The sequence below is a fragment of the Streptomyces sp. NPDC006450 genome (genome assembly GCF_040612195.1).
Taxonomy (GTDB): Bacteria; Actinomycetota; Actinomycetes; order Streptomycetales; family Streptomycetaceae; genus Streptomyces.
In genome coordinates this window covers 57,771-74,310 of the sequence record NZ_JBEXPT010000016.1, presented here as the reverse complement: position 1 = coordinate 74,310, position 16,540 = coordinate 57,771, and the positions used below count along the sequence as shown (strand labels likewise).

Genomic DNA, 16,540 nt, shown 5'->3' with positions numbered 1-16,540 from the left:
CCCACCACACAGTGTGTGGTGGGGCCCCTCGGCTTTGCTGTGCCGTTCCGCCAGGGCGTCCAGCGGCTCGGGAGCTCAGGGCGTCAGCGGCGGCCGGTAACCGTTGTCGGACCGCTGCGGCCCGTCCTCGCGGATGACCTCACCGTGGATGACCTCGCCCGGGACGACCTTGCCGTCGGGGTAGTGGATCCGGGCCTGCTGGAAGGCGTCGCCGAAGGAGCCCGCCGGCGCGGAGGCCATCTTCCGCTCCAGGGAGCGGGAGGCCCGGCGGCCGATCACGGCGCGGACGGGCGGGAGCAGGAGCAGCAGGCCGGCCGCGTCGGAGATCAGGCCGGGCATCATCAGGAGCAGGCCGGCCAGCATGGTCAGGCCGTTGCCCGTACCGGGCTTGCCGGGCTGCGGCGGAGTCGGCTGACGGCCCTCCTGGGCCTGCTGGAACGTGTCCGTCAGGTTCTTGAAGGCGCGTCGCCCGGCCCGCTTGATGACCACCGCACCCAGCACCAGGCCGCCCGCGAGCAGCAGGGCGACGCCCCCGCCGCCGATGAGTCCGGCGACCTGGCCGAGCAGCCAGATCTCCAGGATCAACCAGGCCGCGATGGCCAGGGGAACGTACGTACGGGCGGGCGAACGCCGCCGGGGGGCCGTAGAGGTCGGAACTCCGGTCGTCATACCCCCAGTGTGCCTGGGCCGGCGTAAAGACGTCCTCAGCCGGAGGTACCGGACATCCCCTAGGGGTGGCGGACCGCCCGGCGCGGCCTGCTTCTCCCGGCCCTGGCGCGGGCTACTTGTCCCGGCCCTGGCGCGGGCTACTTGTCCCGGGCCTTGCCGCTCAGCTTGTCCGACACCTTGCCCGAGAGCTTTCCGGCGTGCTCCTTGATGCCCCACTGGGTGACCCTCCAGAGGGCCTCCACCACGATGTCCTTGCTCATCTTGCTGTCGCCGAACTCGCGCTCGACGAAGGTGATGGGCACCTCGACCACGCGGAAGCCCTTCTGCACGGCACGGCGCGCCAGGTCGACCTGGAAGCAGTAGCCGGCGGAGGCCACGTCGGCCAGGCCCAGCCCTTCGAGCGTCTCGCGGCGGAAGGCGCGGTAGCCGCCGGTCACGTCGCGGATCGGGACGCCCAGCATCAGCCGCGAGTACGTGGAACCGCCCCGCGAGAGGAACTCGCGGCTCTTGGGCCAGTTGACGACCCGGCCGCCCGGAACCCAGCGGGAGCCCAGCACCAGGTCGGCGCCCTCCAGGGCGGTGAGCAGCCTGGGCAGCTCCTCGGGCTGGTGGGAGCCGTCCGCGTCCATCTCGATGATGACGCCGTAGCCGTTCTCCAGGCCCCACCCGAATCCGGCCAGGTAGGCGGCTCCGAGCCCCTCCTTGCCCTTGCGGTGCAGGACGTGGACCTGGTCGTCCGCGGCCGCCAGCTCGTCGGCGAGCTTTCCGGTGCCGTCCGGGCTGTTGTCGTCGGCGACCAGGACGTGGGCCCCGGGTACAGCCGCGCGGACGCGGCCGACGATCAGCCCGATGTTCTCCGCCTCGTTGTAGGTCGGAATGATCACCAAGGCCGTGCCGAGCGGTCCGTAGCTTCGCTGTCCGCCGTCGCTCACTGATTCCCCTTTTGCGTTCTCGTACATCCTGTACGTCGTGTCGCAGAGGATGATTTTAGAACAGCGATCGGGGCCCGCGGTCCTTCGGGCCGGACCGGCTCCCGCTGGCTGCGGGCCGCCTGACCGTTGTCTACTGGACCGCAGGGCCCCGACCTGAGGCCACCGCCCCCTGGTCTCTCGAGGAGCAGGGGGGACACCCTTGCGGCGAAACCTTCCCTCGCCCCCGAGGCGCGGGCGCGGCTGAGCGATCGGCTCCGTCCGGTTCGGACGTCCGGTGGTGGACCCGGCCGAACCTATCCGGGTCCGGCCGCCCTCACCGAACCACCGCCACCCGGATCACCCCTGTGGCCGTACGAATACCTCCCGGCCACCGACCACGGTGGCCAGGCAGACCGGCAGCTCCCCGCCGGGGGTCAGGTCCGGCAGTCCGGGGGTGCCGGAGCGGGGGTCCGTGGACCAGCGGGCGACCCGGTCGTCGGGTGCCTGCACCACCAGTTCGGCCGTGTCCCAGACCGCGTAGTCGGCCGGGGCTCCGGGGACGAGGATGCCCGCGTCGTCGCGCCCCAGGGCCCGCCAGCCGCCGCGGGTGTGGGCGGCGAAGGCGGCCCGTACGGAGATCCGGTGGGCCGGCGTGTGGTGGAAGGCGGCCGCCCGGACGGTGCCCCAGGGGTCGAGCGGGGTGACCGGGGCGTCGGACCCGAAGGCGAGCGGGACGCCGGCCTTGAGCATGGCCGCGTACGGGTTGAGGGTGCGGGCGCGCTCGGCACCGAGCCGGTCCGCGTACATGCCCTCCTCGCCGCCCCACAGCGCGTCGAAGGCGGGCTGCACGGAGGCCGTGAGGCCCAGCTCGGCGAAGGCGGCGATGGTGGCGGGGGTCATCATCTCGGCGTGCTCGACGCGGTGCCGGGCGGCGCGGACGCGGTCCAGGCCGACCTTGTCGGCGGCGGCCCGGATCCCGTCGACGACGGCGGTGATCGCGGCGTCCCCGATGGCGTGGAAGCCCGCCTGGAGGCCCGCCTCGGTGCAGGCGGCGACGTGGTCGGCGACGGCCCGCGCGTCGAGGTAGTCGGTGCCGGTGTGTTCCGCGTCGGCGTACGGAGCGTGCAGGCAGGCGGTGTGCGAGCCGAGGGCTCCGTCGACGAAGAGGTCGCCTGCTGCACCGACGGCGCCGAGTTCCTTGACGCGGGCGAGGTCCCGGTCGGCCCAGTAGCCGGACACCCGGGGGCCGGGGTGGGTCCGCGCCAGCTCCAGGAGGGCGGTGAAGTCCTCCGGGGAGGAGATCTCGGGGCCGCCGCACTCGTGGACGGAGCCGATCCCGAGGGAAGCGGCCCGGTCGAGGGCGGCCCGCTGGGCCTCGGCGCGCTGGGCCGGGGTGAGGGCGCCGAGCGCGGCGCGGCGCACGGCGTGGTGGGCGTCGCGGGTGAGCGGCTCGTCGGCGGCTCCGCGGGCCTCCGGGACGAGCTGGAGCAGGGCCGTGGTCACCACCGCGGAGTGCGCGTCGATGCGGCTGAGGTAGAGCGGGCGGCCGCCGGTGGCCTCGTCGAGCTCCTGCCTGCGGGGGGCCCGGCGTTCGGGCCAGCGCGCGGCGTCCCAGCCGTGCCCGAGCAGCACCCGGTCGGCGGGGCGGCCGTCCGCGTACGCGCGCACGCGCTGGAGCGCTTCGGCCAGGGAGGCGGCCGTGGACAGGTCCAGGCCGGTCAGGGCGAGGCCGGCGGAGGTGGTGTGCACGTGGGCGTCGGTGAAGGCGGGGGTCACGAGCGCCCCGTCGAGGTCGACGACCTCGTCCACGCCCTGCGCGAAGGCGTCTGCGGCGCCCTCTGAGCCCACCCAGGCGACGTGGCCGCGCTCGACGACCATCGCGGTGGCGAAGGGATCGGCGGGGCTGTGGACCTCGCCGCCGCGCAGGAGGAGGGTACGGGGGCGGGGGCCTCCGGCGGCTTTGGCGGAGTCGGCGGTGCGGTCTGTCATGCGGACAGTCTGGCGGGTGCGCTCCGCGCCGCGGACCGCGGCCCCCTCCGCCGGGGCGTCTCCGCGCGGTTCCCTTGCCCGCCCCTCCCCGCTCCCCGGACCCCCTGCCGCGTGCGGCGCCGCTTCCGGCGGCTCCGCCCCGGACCCCGCTCCTCACACGCCGGAGGGGCCGGATCTGGGCCGATCTGTCACACCCGGGGCGGGCGGGCCTCGTACGGGGTGGAGAGGACCACCGTCGTGCGGGTGGAGACGTGGGCGAGGGCGCGCAGGCGGCTCAGGAGGTCTTCCAGCTCCAGCGGGGTGGCCACGCGGACCTTGAGGATGTAGTTCTCGTCGCCCGCGACGCTGTGGCAGGCCTCGATCTCGGGGACCCCGGCCAGCCGTTCCGCGATGTCGTCGGGTGCGCTGGGGTCGAAGGGCTTGACCGAGATGAAGGCCGTGAGGGGAAGACCGACCGCCTCGGGGTCCACGACGGCCGCGTACCCGCGGATGACCCCGCGCTGCTCCAGCCGGCGTACTCGCTGATGGACCGCCGACGTGGACAGTCCGGTGGCCTTGCCCAGGTCCGTGTAGCTCATCCGCCCGTCCCGCACGAGCAGATCCACGATCTGGCGGTCCAGCTCCTCCATTGCGCTCATAGCCGCACAACTTACGGCCCCGAACCGTTCAGGCCCAGCCGTGTCCACGGATTGAAGTGGCACCTGCGGCAGGCATGTGACCAAGGCCACAGGCGTATGCGGGCGTACGGCGGCCGGATGTGGTTACTCGTGCCGCGCGACGGGAAGTGCTTGGGGTGGCCGTGGCCGAAGAACCTGCCCGCCCGGCCCACCCAAGGGGGAGTACATCCATGCTGAACACCAAGCGCGCCGGTCGCACCGAACCGGAGCCCCTGGAAATCGTCGAGAGCGGTTACGCCGACGACGACGACTACCTCGAATACGCCGAGGGCTTCGAGATCCACCACGCGACCTGCCCCGACTGCGGCCAGTCGATCGCCCTCGTCGCGGACGAGGAGTTCCTGCCGGAGCACGCCCTCTGCCTGACCCCGTGGAACCCCTTCGGGCTCACCGTGTGCGCGGGCACCGGGCGGCCCGCCTCCGACGCGCTGCCCACCCTCGGCTTCGGCGACGAGGCCCCGGAGCTGGAGCCCGTCGTCCACCTGGCGCTGCCGCAGGGGCTGGACTGGCGGACCCAGCCGTTCTCGCACGTCGGCGGTCCCGGCTCGCGCCCCGTGCGGATGCCGGCGCCCGCGGTCGTGCCGCAGATGCGCCAGCACGCGCAGGCCGCCTGAGCCCGGGCCGGGCGGTTACCGGTACGCCTACCAGTACGTTCCCTGCACCATGGCCGTGAGACTGGCATGGTGCAGGATCAGGCTGTCGGGATCCGCCGGGATCTCGACCTCGCCGAAGTGCGCCTGCCGGTAGGCGATGCGCAGCATGACGATCCCGTGCCGCAGGGCGGCGTAGAGCGTGTGGAACTCCATGTCCCGCGGCGTGTGCCCGGTGAGTTCGGCGTACCGGCGTTCGATGTCCTCGCGGCGCAGGAAGCCAGGCAGGCCCGGCTGGCCGAAACCGACCGTCAGGTCCTGGAAGAAGCAGTGCAGGTAGACGGTCCAGCCCAGGTCGACCTCGCGCGGGGCGCAGGCCGCCATCTCCCAGTCCAGGACGGCCACCGGTTCGAAGCCGTCGGCCTCGTAGACGACGTTGCCGATGCGCGCGTCGCCCCAGTTGAGGACGGCCGGGCCGCCCTCCTCGTCCGGCCAGAGCTCTTCCAGGCGGGCGAACGCCCGCTCCAGCAGCGGCGATCGGGACTTCCCCGCCACCACCCAGTCGTAGTAGGCGCGTTGGGACTCCACGTGGCGGCGCAGCGGGCTACCGTCGCCCTCCGCGAGGAGGAACTGCGCCTCCTCGGGCGGGAACTGGTCGTGCAGCCGGGCGAGCAGGGCGATGCTCGACTCCTGGAGCACGGCGCGCTGCGCGTCGGTCGCGGCGTGCAGCCAGTTCCCCTCGTAGGTGTAGGGCATCACGTCGGGCGGTACGCGCCCTTCGGCGCGGGCCATCACGAAGAACGGCGCCCCGAGCGGGCCGGGGTCCTCTTCCAGCCACTGCACGCGCGGGACCGGCAGGTCGGTGTGGGCGGCGACCAGGCTCATCACCCGGTGCTGGCGGGGCATGTCGTAGGTGGGGAAGACCGTGTAGGCGGCCGGGTCGGCGGCGAGGCGCAGCGCACAGGCGCGGATCGGGGCGTCGGGGTGCTCTATGTCGAAGAGCAGGGTCTCGCTGGACATCCCGTTGGAAGCGGGGACGGAGATGTTGGTGACCTTCGCACCGGGGAGCTCGGTGTCGAGCCAGGCGGCGAGGCGCCGGCCCAGCTCCTCGGGTTCGCGGGTGGAGGTACGGGGGCGCGGTGCCGGTCCTGCCATGGGAAACCCCTTCTCTGGCTTGACTGTTGAGGCTGAGGCTGAGGTTGCGGTGCCGGTCGGTCCGTCCGGCGGGCGGGGCTACGGGGCCACCGAGCCGTAGTCGGCGAAGCCGCTGGGGTCGTGGCGGCCGAAGCTGCCGTGCTCGAAGATGCCGTAGCCGGTGCGGCCTTCGAGGGTGAAGCGGGCCGAGTGGTCGGTGACCCCGAAGGCGGCCATCGGGTGGGCCGCGGGGTCGGAGAGGTCGTAGGTGCGGCGGTCGGTCCAGCCGCGGCCCTGCCAGGTGCCGTGCTGCCAGTCGGCGGAGGGCGGGTAGCCGGCCCCGACGGCGAGCGGGGAGGAGTTCAGGATCTCCACGCCGAGTTCCAGGGGCTTGCGGCCGGCCGGATCGGTGAGGTGGACGACGGCGCTCTCGGGGTGGCGGCCGCCCGGTCGGTAGCGGATGTCGGTGTGCGGCCAGCCGAGCTGCACGTCGTGGCGGCCACTGCCCTCGGGGAAGACCTGGACGGCCTCGCTGAGGGCCCGGTGGCCGTCGGCGTCCTCCTGGGTGATGACCATCAGGAAGCGGTCCTCGAACCGGACGGGGATCCAGAGCCAGTGGAAGCCCTCGGGCCGGTGCTCCTCGGCGGCGCGGCCGCCCTCCTCGCCGGGGATCGGGCGCACGCCCCAGCTCCGGTCGCGGGTGCCGGTCCAGTCGGCGTCGAGGGTGAACTCCTCGCCCTTGGCGCGGATGGTGCCGGTGACGCTGCCCGCCTGCACGAAGCGGCGGCCTTCGAGGATGAGGCGGTCGCCCCGGCGCTGCGTGTGGTGGGGCTCCCACACGGCGGGGAACTGCGCGGTCCAGGTGATCTCGTACGAGAGTCCCTCGGGGTCCTCGGGATCGGCGGCGCAGGAGAGGGTGAGCCGCCGGAGGGGCTCGTCGACCGTGATGCGGAGCGGGCCGACGCAGAGGTTCATGCGGTCGTCGGTGAGGGCGTCGGAGGCTCGGACCGCGAGGAGTTCGTCGCCGACGCGAAGGGTGGCGTAGGCGTCGATGACACCGGCGTTGGGGTAGACCCCGAGGCCGAGGATCAGGACGGCACGGCCCGCGTGGTCGAAGACGTGGAAGATGCAGCGGTCGTAGGCGTTGCGGTCGCCGGTGACGAGGTGCTTCATCGACAACGGGGCCTGGTGGATGGGGTATTCATCGAGCGGTACGGGCCGGTCGGCGGGCATGGCGAACCTCCGGATACGGGTGCGTGGGCTGACACCTGAGCGGAGATGACGGTACGTCAGATGGCCGGGCGGGGGCCAGGGTTGTGGCACGAACTGTCAGGGAGACACGTCGTGCGGGGGCCCGGTTGGGGCGGGCCGTCGGCGGGGGGGTGGGCCCTCCCGGGCGTGAGGTCCCCCTAGGGGGCTGGGGGTGGGGGCCGTCGGGCCGGGTGTGCTCGTCGGGGGCGCTCCGACTCGTCGGGGGCGCTCCGAGGTGGATCGGCCGCGCTCTTCCGTGCTGCGGGGCGAGGTCCCCTACCCGCCCTTCGCCCGTTCCCCGGGCTGCGCCCCGGACCCGCTCCCCGGTGCGACGCCCCGGACCCCTTGGCCGGTGCGGCGACGTTGCGGGGGCCGGCCCCCGCGCCCCCGCGCCTCAAACGCCGGCGGGGCCGGATTTGGCCGGCATCGGCCCGCAGGGGTGCCGCGTACACGGCCGGGGGTTGGGCTCAGGCGGGGCGCGGGTGGGGACAGGTCGAACGGATGGGCGGGGTTACCCGTGGGTCCGGTGGCGCGTTGGCCCGGTATGACCGCGATGGAGACTTCCACGCCGAGGGTGGGGCGCCGCCGAAGGGCGCCGGCCGCAGGGTACGAAGAATCGGTTCGGCAGGCCCCCGACCCGCCCATCTACCGCGCGCTGCTCACCCGGTGGGAGGAGGACGGCCGGACCCTGCCGGGGCAGCGCGATCCGGAGTGGTCCCGGATCACCTCCTCGCCGATCTGGCCGAACGGCCCCCTCTTCAGCGGCTGACCGCTCACAGCGCGAGGAGGCCGGCCGACGTCGGCCGGAAACCGCACCGGGCGTAGAACGCGCCGAGGTGCGGCTCGTGGTCCACGTGGAGCCACTGCGCGCCCGCGCCCCGGGCCGCCTCGGCGGCCGCCCGGACCAGGCGCACCCCGAGCCCGTGGCGGCGCTCGTCCGGGTGCACCGTGGTGTCCAGTACGAAGGCGTGCGCACCCCCGTCCCAGGCCACGTTGACGTAGCCGACCAGCCGCCCCGCCCTGCGCGCCGTGACCCAGGTCAGGCTGCGGGCCAGGACCGGCGCGAAGGACGTGTCCCGGTGCCCGGGCCAGGACGCGGAGAACAGTCCGTTCAGCTCGAGGTCGGCCAGGGGCTCCCCCACGGTCAGATGCACCCCGGCCTGCGGCTCCCCCGCGGCCGGTTCCGCCCCGGGCCGACCGGTCACCGGGATTCGGGGCCCGCCAGGTGGCGGGCGATCACCATGCGCTGGATCTGGTTCGTGCCCTCCACGATCTGGAGGACCTTCGCCTCGCGCATCAGCCGCTCGACGGGGAAGTCCGCCGTGTAGCCGTAGCCGCCCAGCACCTGGACCGCGTCCGTCGTGACGGCCATCGCCGCGTCGGTGCAGAAGAGCTTGGCCATCGCCGCCTGCCGGGAGAAGGGCTTGCCCGCGTCCCGCAGCCGTGCCGCCGCCAGGTACAGCGCGCGGCCCGCCTCGATCTTCGTCGCCATGTCGGCCAGCATGAACCGCAGGCCCTGGAAGTCCGCGATGGGGTGGCCGAACTGCTTGCGGTCCAGGGCGTAGGCCAGGGCCTCGTCCAGGGCGGCCTGGGCCACGCCGATCGCGCAGGCGGCGATCCCGAGGCGGCCCGCGTCCAGGGCGGCCAGGGCGATGCTGAAGCCCTGGCCCTCCTCGCCGATGCGGCGCGAGTCGGGAACCCGTACGCCGTCGAAGTGCAGCTGGGCGGTGGGCGAGCCCTTCATGCCCATCTTCTTCTCGGGGACGGCGGCGGTGAGGCCTTCCGCGTCACCCGGGACCAGGAACGCGGTGATGCCCTTCGGGCCCTGTGCACCGGTGCGGGCCAGCACCGTGTAGAAGTCGGCGACGCCGCCGTGGGTGATCCAGGCCTTGGTGCCCGTGATCAGCCAGTCGCCGCCGTCCCGGACCGCCTTGGTGGTCAGGGAGGCCGCGTCCGAGCCGGAGGCCGGCTCCGAGAGGCAGTACGCGCCGAGCAGTCCCCCGCCGAGCATGGCGGGCAGGTGGGCGCCCTGCTGCTCCTTGGTTCCGTAGCCGGCCAGGCCGTGGCAGGCCAGCGAGTGCACGCTGACACCGAGCCCGACGGTCAGGCGGGCCGCGGCCAGCTCCTCCAGCACCTGGAGGTAGACCTCGTAGGGCTGGTCGCCGCCGCCGAACTCACCGGCGTACGGGAGCCCGAGCAGTCCGGCCTCGGAGAGGAGCGTGAAGACCTCCCGGGGGAAACCGCCGGCGTCCTCCTCCTCGGCGGCCCGGGGGCGGATCTCCCGCTGCGCGATCTCGCGTACGAGCGCGAGCAGGTCGCGGGACTCCTCGGTGGGCAGCGATCGGTCCACCTGCGGCGCGCGGTCGGTCATGGCGGCGCTCTCCTCACTCGTCAAGCACGGGGCGGCGCGTGAGGGTGGTACGCGTCGCCGGGTCTCGGGGCTCACAGCCGATGGTGCCCTCCCGGATCGCGGGAAGGTCCTGTTCAAGGGGCTGCGGCGGTTGAGTATGCCCGATCAGGGGCTTCCCGTCACGGGCGGGAGATCCTCCTCGGGGACGGGTGGGGCCGGGCACTCGGGGACGAACTCCTCGATCACCGTCAGGGTCGCGCGCAGCGTGCGCACGAGCAAGGCACCGAACTCGGCCCGGTCGGGGTGGCCGGGGTTCCCGGGAGCCCCCGTCCCGCGGCCCTCCCGGGCCTGGGAAACGGCGTGCTCAGGGGTCCGGCCAGGGGTTCGGTCAAGGGTCTCCTCAGAGGTCCGGCCGCCAGCCTCTTCGGGGCCCTCGCCAGGGCCCTCACCAGGGTTCTCACCCGTGCTCTCGTCATGGGCCCGCGCGGAGTCCTGATCCGAGGCCTGAGCCGAGGCCTGAGCAGGGACCTGCGCCGGGACCTGCGCCGGGCCGATCCAGTCGAGGGTGCTGCCCTCGACGCCCGCCAGCCAGCCGACCAGTGCCAGCCGGGCGGTCGGCGGGATCGCGCGGCGGCCGTACGCGCCTTCCGCGATGGTCGCGATGAGCTCCTCGCGGACGGCGTCGCGGATGGCGAGGACCTCGGAGTCGGAGCCGACGCCACCGGTGACGATGGTGCGGTACGCGGCCTGGTGGTGCTCGGCGTAGTGCAGGTAGCCGTCGATGGTGGTGCGCACCCGCTGCGCGTTGGGCAGCTCGCTCTCGCCCGCAGCGCGGGCCACGAGCTCGGCCACCGAGTCCTCGACGATGGCCAGGTAGTAGCCGCGTTTGCTCTTGAAGTAGTAGTAGATGAGCCCCTTGGCCACGCCCGCGTGCTTGGCGATGTCGTCCATGGAGAGCGCGTCGTACGAGGTGTCGGCGAACAACTTGCGGCCGATCGCTATCAGTTCGGCCCTCCGAACCTGCGAACGTCCGGTCGTTCCGCGCTGTTGACTATTATTCAAATTCAGCCCTAGCCTCGAACTGCCACAGGAAGCCCGCAGTATGGCAGACCCCTGTGCACCCCCCTCTGCACTCCCCCTGCGCACCGGACGACGTACGGGAGGAACACATCATGGGCAACGGCAGGACGAGCACGACGAGAAGGACCCCCGAGGGCCGGGTCGACTGGAAGAGGACCGCCGCCGTCGCGATGCCCGCGGTCGTCGCGGTCGGGGCGATGGCGGTGGTCATGGCGCAGGGCGCGCTCGCCGCCTCCTTCGCCGTCTCGGGGACCAGCTTCCAGGTCGCCTCGTCCAAACTGAGCAGCAAGGGCCTGGCCTCCTACGTGCACACGGACCGCTCCGTCGACGGCAAGGGGCATCCCGTCGCCCTGCTCGGCATCGGCGAGGCCACCCTCACGGACATCTGCCAGGCCGCCGAGGTGGACACCCCGGTGGGCAAGGTCGTCTTCAAACTGACCGCCGGCGGCCCGGCCGGCAACGTCACCGCCAGCAATCTCGTCATCGACGGCGAGGACCTGGCCGGGGACGCCGTCTTCGGGACGGCCCAGATCGGCCGCGACGCCTCCACCCTCGACCAGGTCGGCGGGATCAAGGGGGAGGCCGGCACGTTCGGCCTCCAGGCCGGGGACATCGAGGTCGTGGACGTGAAGTCGCACGCCTGGTCGGCGACCGGCGGCAACTTCCACCTCAAGGGCCTGAAGCTGAACGTCAGCCTGGACGGCAAGAAGTGCTTCTAGGCCCGCGCGCCGCCGCCGGGCCGGGCAGCGGGTGGCTGGAGCGGCGGCTCCCGCTGCCCGGCCCCCGGCGGCGACTGCGCGCCTGGCGCCGCACCCGTCCCTTCTGGGGCGGGCTGCTGGTGATCCTGGGCGGGACCGAGCTGCTGCTGGTCCCGCTCTCCCCGCTCACCGTGCTGGTCAGCCTGGGCCTCGGCGGGATCGCCGCCATCGGGATCGGCCTCGCGCTGATCGCCGCCGGCCTGTTCCTGTGGCTGCTGCCCCAGGCCCGGGCCTACGTCTCCGTGCACGCGCTGCTGCTCTCGGTGCTGTCCTTCGTGGCGACCAACCTCGGGGGCTTCCTCCTCGGCATGCTGCTCGGCATCGCGGGCAGCGCGCTGGCCTTCGGCTGGACCCCGCTGCCCGATCCGGAGGCGGGCGAGAAGGGGCCGTACGTCCCGAGCCTGGACGGCAGCGGGCCGCGCACGCTGGCGGCCGCGCTGCCGGTGGTGCTGCTCGCCTCGCTGGTGGCGGGCGCCGGGGAGGCGAGGGCCGCCCGGGCCGGTCCGCCGATGGCCGCGCGGACTCCTCCGACCGTGACCACCTCGCTCTTCGCCCCGCAGGGGTTCGCCTTCGCGGGGATCACGCACGTGCCCACCGTGGACGGCCCGCTGAAGGTGCTGGTGCTGCGGATGCGGGCCGCCACGCTCACCGACTACGAGCTCCGCACCCGCGACGGAGACGACGAGTACGGGCTCGCCGCCAAGAGGCTCGACCTGAACGGGGACGTGACCTTGTACCTGACGAGGTTCAGCGGCTGCATCGAAGGGCTGCTGTGCGTGACCTTCAGCCCCGACGGGCTGCCGGCTCCCCCGGTCATCCCGCCGTTCGTCTTCATGACCCAGGTGAGCGCGGAGCAGGCGCTCGTCACGTCCGACGTGATCAGGACCGACGATCTGCGGCTGGTGGCCTCGTGATCCCCGTCCAGGCCGCGCCGCTGTGGGCGTACGGCATCGGCGCCACCTTCGCGGTGGCCGCCGGGCGCCAGCTCCAGTGGTGGGAGCGGTCGGTCCGGGGCGAGGGGGTCCGTACGAGGAGCCGCGCCGCCGATCCGTACCTGGCGCTCACCCTGCTCTACGCGGCGCTGCTGCCCGCCCCGACCGGGGCGTACCTGCTGTGGCAGAACCCGGCCTGGTCGACGATGCACGTGGCCCGCGACCACGACGGGGTGTGGGCCGGCTTCGCGCTCTTCTACGGGGCTTCGGTGGTGGTCGGCGCGCTGCTCGGGTTCCTGGCGGCGCGGCTGTTCGTCCTGGTCGGGGCCGGGTACTGGGGGTACCTCCAGGCGGTGGCCGGGTACTTCCTGCTGTTCTTCACCCTGATCCACGGATGGGACGGCACGGGGTACGAGCGGCTGCTGAGCGCCGATCCACGGGCCTTCGCCGGCTGGTCCGCGGACGGCGACGCCGGTGAATCGGTGGTCAACCAGTGCCTGGCCTTCGCGACCTCGGGCACCTTCCTGGCCGTGCTGATCTTCGGGACGGCCGTCATCGGCACGATGCTGCTGGCCGAGATCGGCTGGCTGGTGGAGGGCTGGCGGCTGCCGGGCGCCGCGGCGGACCTCAAGGTGCCCCGGGTGCTCGCGGTGGCGATCGCCGGAGCAGGGGTCTACGGGCTGCCGTTCGCGGGGGCGGTGGCCGCGAGCGTCCTCGTCCGGCTACTGGGGTGGTGGGCCGGGATCGGGGCGTTCGCCCTGCTGGCCGGGGCGGTGCTGCTGCCGGCGCGCTCGCCCGTGCGGGCGCTGTACGGGCTGGTGGGCGTTCCGGACCGGCACTGGCGGGTGGAGCCGGAGGCCGAACCGAAGGCCGGGCCGAAGGCGGCGGACGCGCGGGCCGGAGGCGGCACCGCGGACGGTGCCGGAGGCCGGGTCGGAGGTTAGAAGAACCAGCCGACCTGGGTGACGAACATGGCCACGACCACGACCAGGGTCCAGCCGAGCACGTGCTCCAGCCAGGAGGAGGAATCGTCCTCGGGTCCGCCGGTGCGGACCAGGGCGGGGGCGGTGGGGGCGGCGCTGTGTGCGGTCATGCCCTCCAATGTGACAGCGGGGGCGGCCCTCGCGGTAGAGACGATCGTCACGGGTGGCATGTCTCACGCCCCCGGTTCGCGGGGTGCGGACCGGGGGCGTGAGGGGTGCGTGCCGGATCAGGTGCTGCGGTCGCGGCCCGCCATGCCCGCCATCGCCAGTGCCAGGCACAGGGCGATGGCGCCGGCAAGGACGTTGCTCCACACCGTGCGGGTGGTGCTGACGTCGCCGGCGATGACGAAGGGCGCGACGATCGTCCAGGCGGCGAGACCGACCGCCGTCCAGGCCATGGCGTGGGTGCGCTCGTAGGCGGAGCCGAGTCCGCTCATGCACAGGCAGTACGCCAGGCCCGCGATCAGGTTGTTGATCGCCAGCGAGCTGAGCCCGCTGAATCCGGCGATCCACGGCGAAGCGGCGATGTAGAGGCCCGTCATCAGGGCCAGCGCCTCGACGGCCTGGGCACTCGGGGTGCTGGTGACCCGCTCGAACCGCGAGCGCATCTCGGCGAGGTCGGGGTGGTGTTCGATTCTCGGTTGGGTAGTCATGGCGGGCTGCCTCCTATGAGAAGCTCCTAATGCCCTTTTGCCCTTTATGTTCCACTTACATGCCACCTGCGGCAACGCGAATTCTCAGAGCACGCCGACCGCCTTCAGCGCGAGGACCTGGGCCGCGTTCGGCCTGATCGGACCGTAGAGGTAGCAGACGCCTCCGGTGCCGGAGACGACCTTGCCGGCCGCGTTGTGACGCTTGGTCCGCAGCCAGTTGTTCTCGAACTGCCGGCGCCGGTAGACGCGGCGCACGGCGGCGTTGTCGGCCGAGTTCGGGTCGTTGGCGATCACGTCTCCGGCGGCGGTGAAGCCGATCACGGTCATCAGGTGTCCGGCCGTGCCGTAGCCCGCGCCCGTGAGCTCCTCGGCCGTGAAGGACTGGGAGGTGATGACCGGGACCCCGGCCCGGACCAGGGTCTCCAGGTCGGTGAGGGAGCCGAGGCGGGTGACGACGCCGGCGAGTTGCCGGTAGGTGGCGGCGTAGGCAGCGTTGAAGGGCCAGTTGCCGCAGCCCTTGTACGCGGCGTCGTAGGTGGAGCGGGCCGCGTGGCAGACCTGCGGGTCCGCGTAGCCCTTCTTGACCCAGGCCACGGCGGAGGCGCTGGCCCTGCGGCCCCAGAACTCGATGATCATCTGCGAGGAGGTGGGGCTGCACCAGGCCTCGCCGCCGTTGTCGTACTCGGGGTACTGGCCGGCGTGCGTCTCCTGCGAGTACCTCGGTACCTTCAGCTCGTGGGCCCCGCCGGAGGCGGCGGAGGCGGGAACGGTGAACCGGTCCGGGACGTCCGAGGCCATGGCTCCGGCCAGCCACACCGTGGGGCCGCGGCTCGCTCCGGGCTTGCGGTACAGGGTCAGGCGCAGCCGCCAGTCCTTGATCCGCAGCCCGCTCGCGGGGGCGTCCACGGCCAGGGTGTCCGTCCAGACGGTGGACTTGCCGTCGGTCTGCCCGTCCACGGATGTGCGGCGGATGTCACCGTCGCCGGAGGCCCAGCGGCCCATGACGTACCAGGGGGAGGCGGTGCCGTCGGTGTAGGTGCCGCGCAACTCCGCCTGGATCCAGGTGCCGGCGGGGGTGCGGGCGTTCCAGGAGGCGATGGCCTCGGTGGCGGGCACGGTGGAGGTGTGGACCGGGGAGGTCCAGGTGGCGTACTCCCAGGTGCTCTTCCTGCCCGTGTGCGGGTCGGCGTACTCGGTGCGGCCCGTCGGGGTCTTGATCTCCAGGCCGGGGCGGGCGCCGCCGATGGCGGTGGTGCCCTGGTGGAGGCCGGCGGTCCAGTGGGCGTAGGAGTACCAGAAGCGGTTGTCCACCGTCTTGCGGGTGGCTCCGGCGGCGGCCTCGGCGGTGGCCGGGGGCAGGGTGGCCGGGGCGGCCCGCCCCGGTCCCCCGGTGGCGGGCTTCGGCCCGGCCGCGGAGGCTCGGCCGGGGACGGCGGCCGCGGCTGCCGCCAGGGCTACCGCCAGGAGGGCGCGGCGGGGTGTGGGTGCGGTCATCGGCGTGGCCCCCAGGGGTCGGTGCGGCGGGTCGGCTTCCGCCCACCCTTCCAGTTCCCGCCTGCGGGGCCGTGAAGCCGAGGGGCCGTGTCGGGGTGACGGAACCCGGCCCCCCTCTCCCCCCGCTCCCCGGGGGCGGGCCCTGCGGGGCGCAGTCCCCTGCCCACCCCTCGCCGATCCCCGGGCTCCGCCCGGACCCGTTGCCGGGTGCGGCGCCGCTCCCGGGTGTCCGCCCCCGGGAACGGCGCTCCCCGAACGCCGGAGGGGCCGGATTCCCCGCAGGCCCGGTCCGTCGTGCGGGGGGCGGAGGTCATACGGTGGGGGCGTGGAACATCAGTCGTCCCTTCAGCCCCTCGTGCGCGAGATCCTCGCCCTGCCGCCCTCCCTCGGACCCGTCCGCCTCGTCGGGATCGACGGGCACGCCGGGTCCGGGAAGACCACCTTCGCGGGGGCGCTCGCCGAGGCGTTGGGTGGGGTTCCCGTGGTGCGGCTGGACGATGTGGCCACCCATGAGGAGCTGTTCGGCTGGGTGGGGCGGCTGCGGGCGCAGGTGCTGGATCCGCTCGCCGCGGGGCGGGCCGCGCACTGGGAGCCGTACGACTGGGTCGAGCGGCGGTTCGGGCCCGAACGGGTGCTGGAGCCGGGTCCGGTGCTGCTCGTGGAGGGGGTCGGCGCCGGTCGGCGGGCCCTGCGCCCGTACCTGGCGCGGCTGCTGTGGATGGAGACCCCGCGTGCGAAGTCCTGGGGGCGCGGACGCAACCGGGACGGGCGTGAACTTTCCGACTTCTGGGACGGATGGGAGCGTGCGGAGCTCGCGCACTTCTCGGATGATCCTTCGCGCCCCTTCGCGGACACCTTGGTGCGGCAGAGCGGTACGGGATACGAGTGGACTTCCGGTGCCGCTGGGGCGGCTGAAATCGATGCTTGCGTGACGGAGGGTAGTGAGGCCCCCCAGGGCTGAGCGGCCACGGAAAGAGCCTTGCCGCGGGCGCCTCCAGGCCGCTTGACCCGGGGGCCGGGACGGCCTTACGTTCTGTAGAAGCGGCCCTCACCGGCCGCCGCAGGCACG

At 73.4% G+C, this 16,540-nt stretch carries 17 protein-coding genes and 1 pseudogene; 6 read left to right on the top strand and 12 right to left on the bottom strand.

The window, feature by feature from the left end; translation table 11 throughout:
• Positions 1-75: 75 nt before the first annotated feature.
• The 4 genes from fxsA to ABZY57_RS08920 all read right to left on the bottom strand — a co-directional run bounded on the left by fxsA (position 76) and on the right by ABZY57_RS08920 (position 4,198).
• Positions 76-669 carry an FxsA family membrane protein gene (gene fxsA / locus ABZY57_RS08935; protein WP_356509626.1) on the bottom strand — a complete coding sequence of 198 codons (594 nt, stop codon included), beginning with the start codon at positions 667-669 and terminating at the stop codon, positions 76-78.
• Positions 670-806: 137 nt separating this feature from the next.
• Positions 807-1,628: a polyprenol monophosphomannose synthase gene (locus ABZY57_RS08930; protein ID WP_356509624.1), complete on the bottom strand. Its 822-nt coding sequence runs from the start codon at positions 1,626-1,628 to the stop codon at positions 807-809.
• 309 nt (positions 1,629-1,937) lie between these two features.
• Positions 1,938-3,569, bottom strand: coding sequence for an amidohydrolase (locus ABZY57_RS08925; RefSeq protein ID WP_356509622.1), 1,632 nt, complete (start codon positions 3,567-3,569; stop codon positions 1,938-1,940).
• A gap of 188 nt (positions 3,570-3,757) precedes the next feature.
• Positions 3,758-4,198, bottom strand: coding sequence for an Lrp/AsnC family transcriptional regulator (locus ABZY57_RS08920; RefSeq protein WP_250741559.1), 441 nt, complete (start codon positions 4,196-4,198; stop codon positions 3,758-3,760).
• A 218-nt stretch (positions 4,199-4,416) separates the two neighbouring features.
• Here ABZY57_RS08920 and ABZY57_RS08915 point away from each other — a divergent pair, with 218 nt between their 5' ends.
• A complete protein-coding gene (locus ABZY57_RS08915; protein WP_356509620.1) occupies positions 4,417-4,860 on the top strand; it encodes a hypothetical protein in 444 nt (147 codons plus the stop codon).
• Between the two features lie 27 nt (positions 4,861-4,887).
• Here ABZY57_RS08915 and ABZY57_RS08910 read toward each other — a convergent pair whose 3' ends face one another.
• Entirely contained in the window at positions 4,888-5,991 is a 1,104-nt protein-coding gene (locus tag ABZY57_RS08910; RefSeq protein ID WP_356509618.1) for a phosphotransferase family protein, read from the bottom strand.
• 78 nt (positions 5,992-6,069) lie between these two features.
• The gene (locus ABZY57_RS08905) at positions 6,070-7,203 is read right to left on the bottom strand and encodes a hypothetical protein (RefSeq protein WP_356509616.1); all 1,134 of its coding nucleotides are present in this window, start codon (positions 7,201-7,203) and stop codon (positions 6,070-6,072) included.
• Positions 7,204-7,774: 571 nt separating this feature from the next.
• On the opposite strand from ABZY57_RS08905, the gene ABZY57_RS08900 reads away from it, so the two are divergent.
• The gene (locus ABZY57_RS08900) at positions 7,775-7,990 is read left to right on the top strand and encodes a hypothetical protein (RefSeq protein WP_356509614.1); all 216 of its coding nucleotides are present in this window, start codon (positions 7,775-7,777) and stop codon (positions 7,988-7,990) included.
• Positions 7,991-7,994: 4 nt separating this feature from the next.
• Here the strand turns inward: ABZY57_RS08900 and ABZY57_RS08895 are convergent, their stop codons facing one another.
• The 3 genes and pseudogenes from ABZY57_RS08895 to ABZY57_RS08885 form a co-directional block, all read right to left on the bottom strand.
• Positions 7,995-8,363 carry a GNAT family N-acetyltransferase gene (locus tag ABZY57_RS08895; protein ID WP_356509612.1) on the bottom strand — a complete coding sequence of 123 codons (369 nt, stop codon included), beginning with the start codon at positions 8,361-8,363 and terminating at the stop codon, positions 7,995-7,997.
• Between the two features lie 59 nt (positions 8,364-8,422).
• Positions 8,423-9,592, bottom strand: coding sequence for an acyl-CoA dehydrogenase family protein (locus ABZY57_RS08890; protein WP_356509610.1), 1,170 nt, complete (start codon positions 9,590-9,592; stop codon positions 8,423-8,425).
• A gap of 528 nt (positions 9,593-10,120) precedes the next feature.
• A pseudogene (locus ABZY57_RS08885) lies at positions 10,121-10,633 on the bottom strand (TetR/AcrR family transcriptional regulator); the annotation flags it as partial.
• A gap of 188 nt (positions 10,634-10,821) precedes the next feature.
• On the opposite strand from ABZY57_RS08885, the gene ABZY57_RS08880 reads away from it, so the two are divergent.
• The 3 genes from ABZY57_RS08880 to ABZY57_RS08870 are packed head-to-tail and all read left to right on the top strand — an operon-like array spanning position 10,822 to position 13,285.
• A complete protein-coding gene (locus tag ABZY57_RS08880; protein WP_356509636.1) occupies positions 10,822-11,370 on the top strand; it encodes a DUF6230 family protein in 549 nt (182 codons plus the stop codon).
• Positions 11,361-12,323: a DUF6114 domain-containing protein gene (locus ABZY57_RS08875; RefSeq protein ID WP_356509608.1), complete on the top strand. Its 963-nt coding sequence runs from the start codon at positions 11,361-11,363 to the stop codon at positions 12,321-12,323. The genes ABZY57_RS08880 and ABZY57_RS08875 overlap by 10 nt, the downstream gene beginning before the upstream one ends.
• Positions 12,320-13,285, top strand: a complete 966-nt coding sequence (locus ABZY57_RS08870) for a hypothetical protein (protein WP_356509606.1) — start codon at positions 12,320-12,322, stop codon at positions 13,283-13,285. The genes ABZY57_RS08875 and ABZY57_RS08870 overlap by 4 nt, the downstream gene beginning before the upstream one ends.
• On the opposite strand, the gene ABZY57_RS08865 is transcribed toward ABZY57_RS08870, so the two are convergent.
• From ABZY57_RS08865 to ABZY57_RS08855, 3 genes are all read right to left on the bottom strand, one after another.
• Positions 13,282-13,434, bottom strand: coding sequence for an SCO1431 family membrane protein (locus tag ABZY57_RS08865; RefSeq protein ID WP_356509604.1), 153 nt, complete (start codon positions 13,432-13,434; stop codon positions 13,282-13,284). The two genes, ABZY57_RS08870 and ABZY57_RS08865, sit on opposite strands and share 4 nt — an antisense overlap.
• 117 nt (positions 13,435-13,551) lie before the next feature.
• Positions 13,552-13,977 carry an SPW repeat protein gene (locus tag ABZY57_RS08860; RefSeq protein ID WP_356509602.1) on the bottom strand — a complete coding sequence of 142 codons (426 nt, stop codon included), beginning with the start codon at positions 13,975-13,977 and terminating at the stop codon, positions 13,552-13,554.
• 84 nt (positions 13,978-14,061) lie between these two features.
• Complete coding sequence (locus ABZY57_RS08855; protein ID WP_356509600.1) at positions 14,062-15,471, bottom strand: C39 family peptidase; 1,410 nt, start codon at positions 15,469-15,471, stop codon at positions 14,062-14,064.
• A gap of 325 nt (positions 15,472-15,796) precedes the next feature.
• Between ABZY57_RS08855 and ABZY57_RS08850 the strand changes: the two genes are divergently transcribed.
• Positions 15,797-16,432, top strand: coding sequence for a hypothetical protein (locus ABZY57_RS08850; RefSeq protein WP_356509598.1), 636 nt, complete (start codon positions 15,797-15,799; stop codon positions 16,430-16,432).
• Positions 16,433-16,540: the final 108 nt, after the last annotated feature.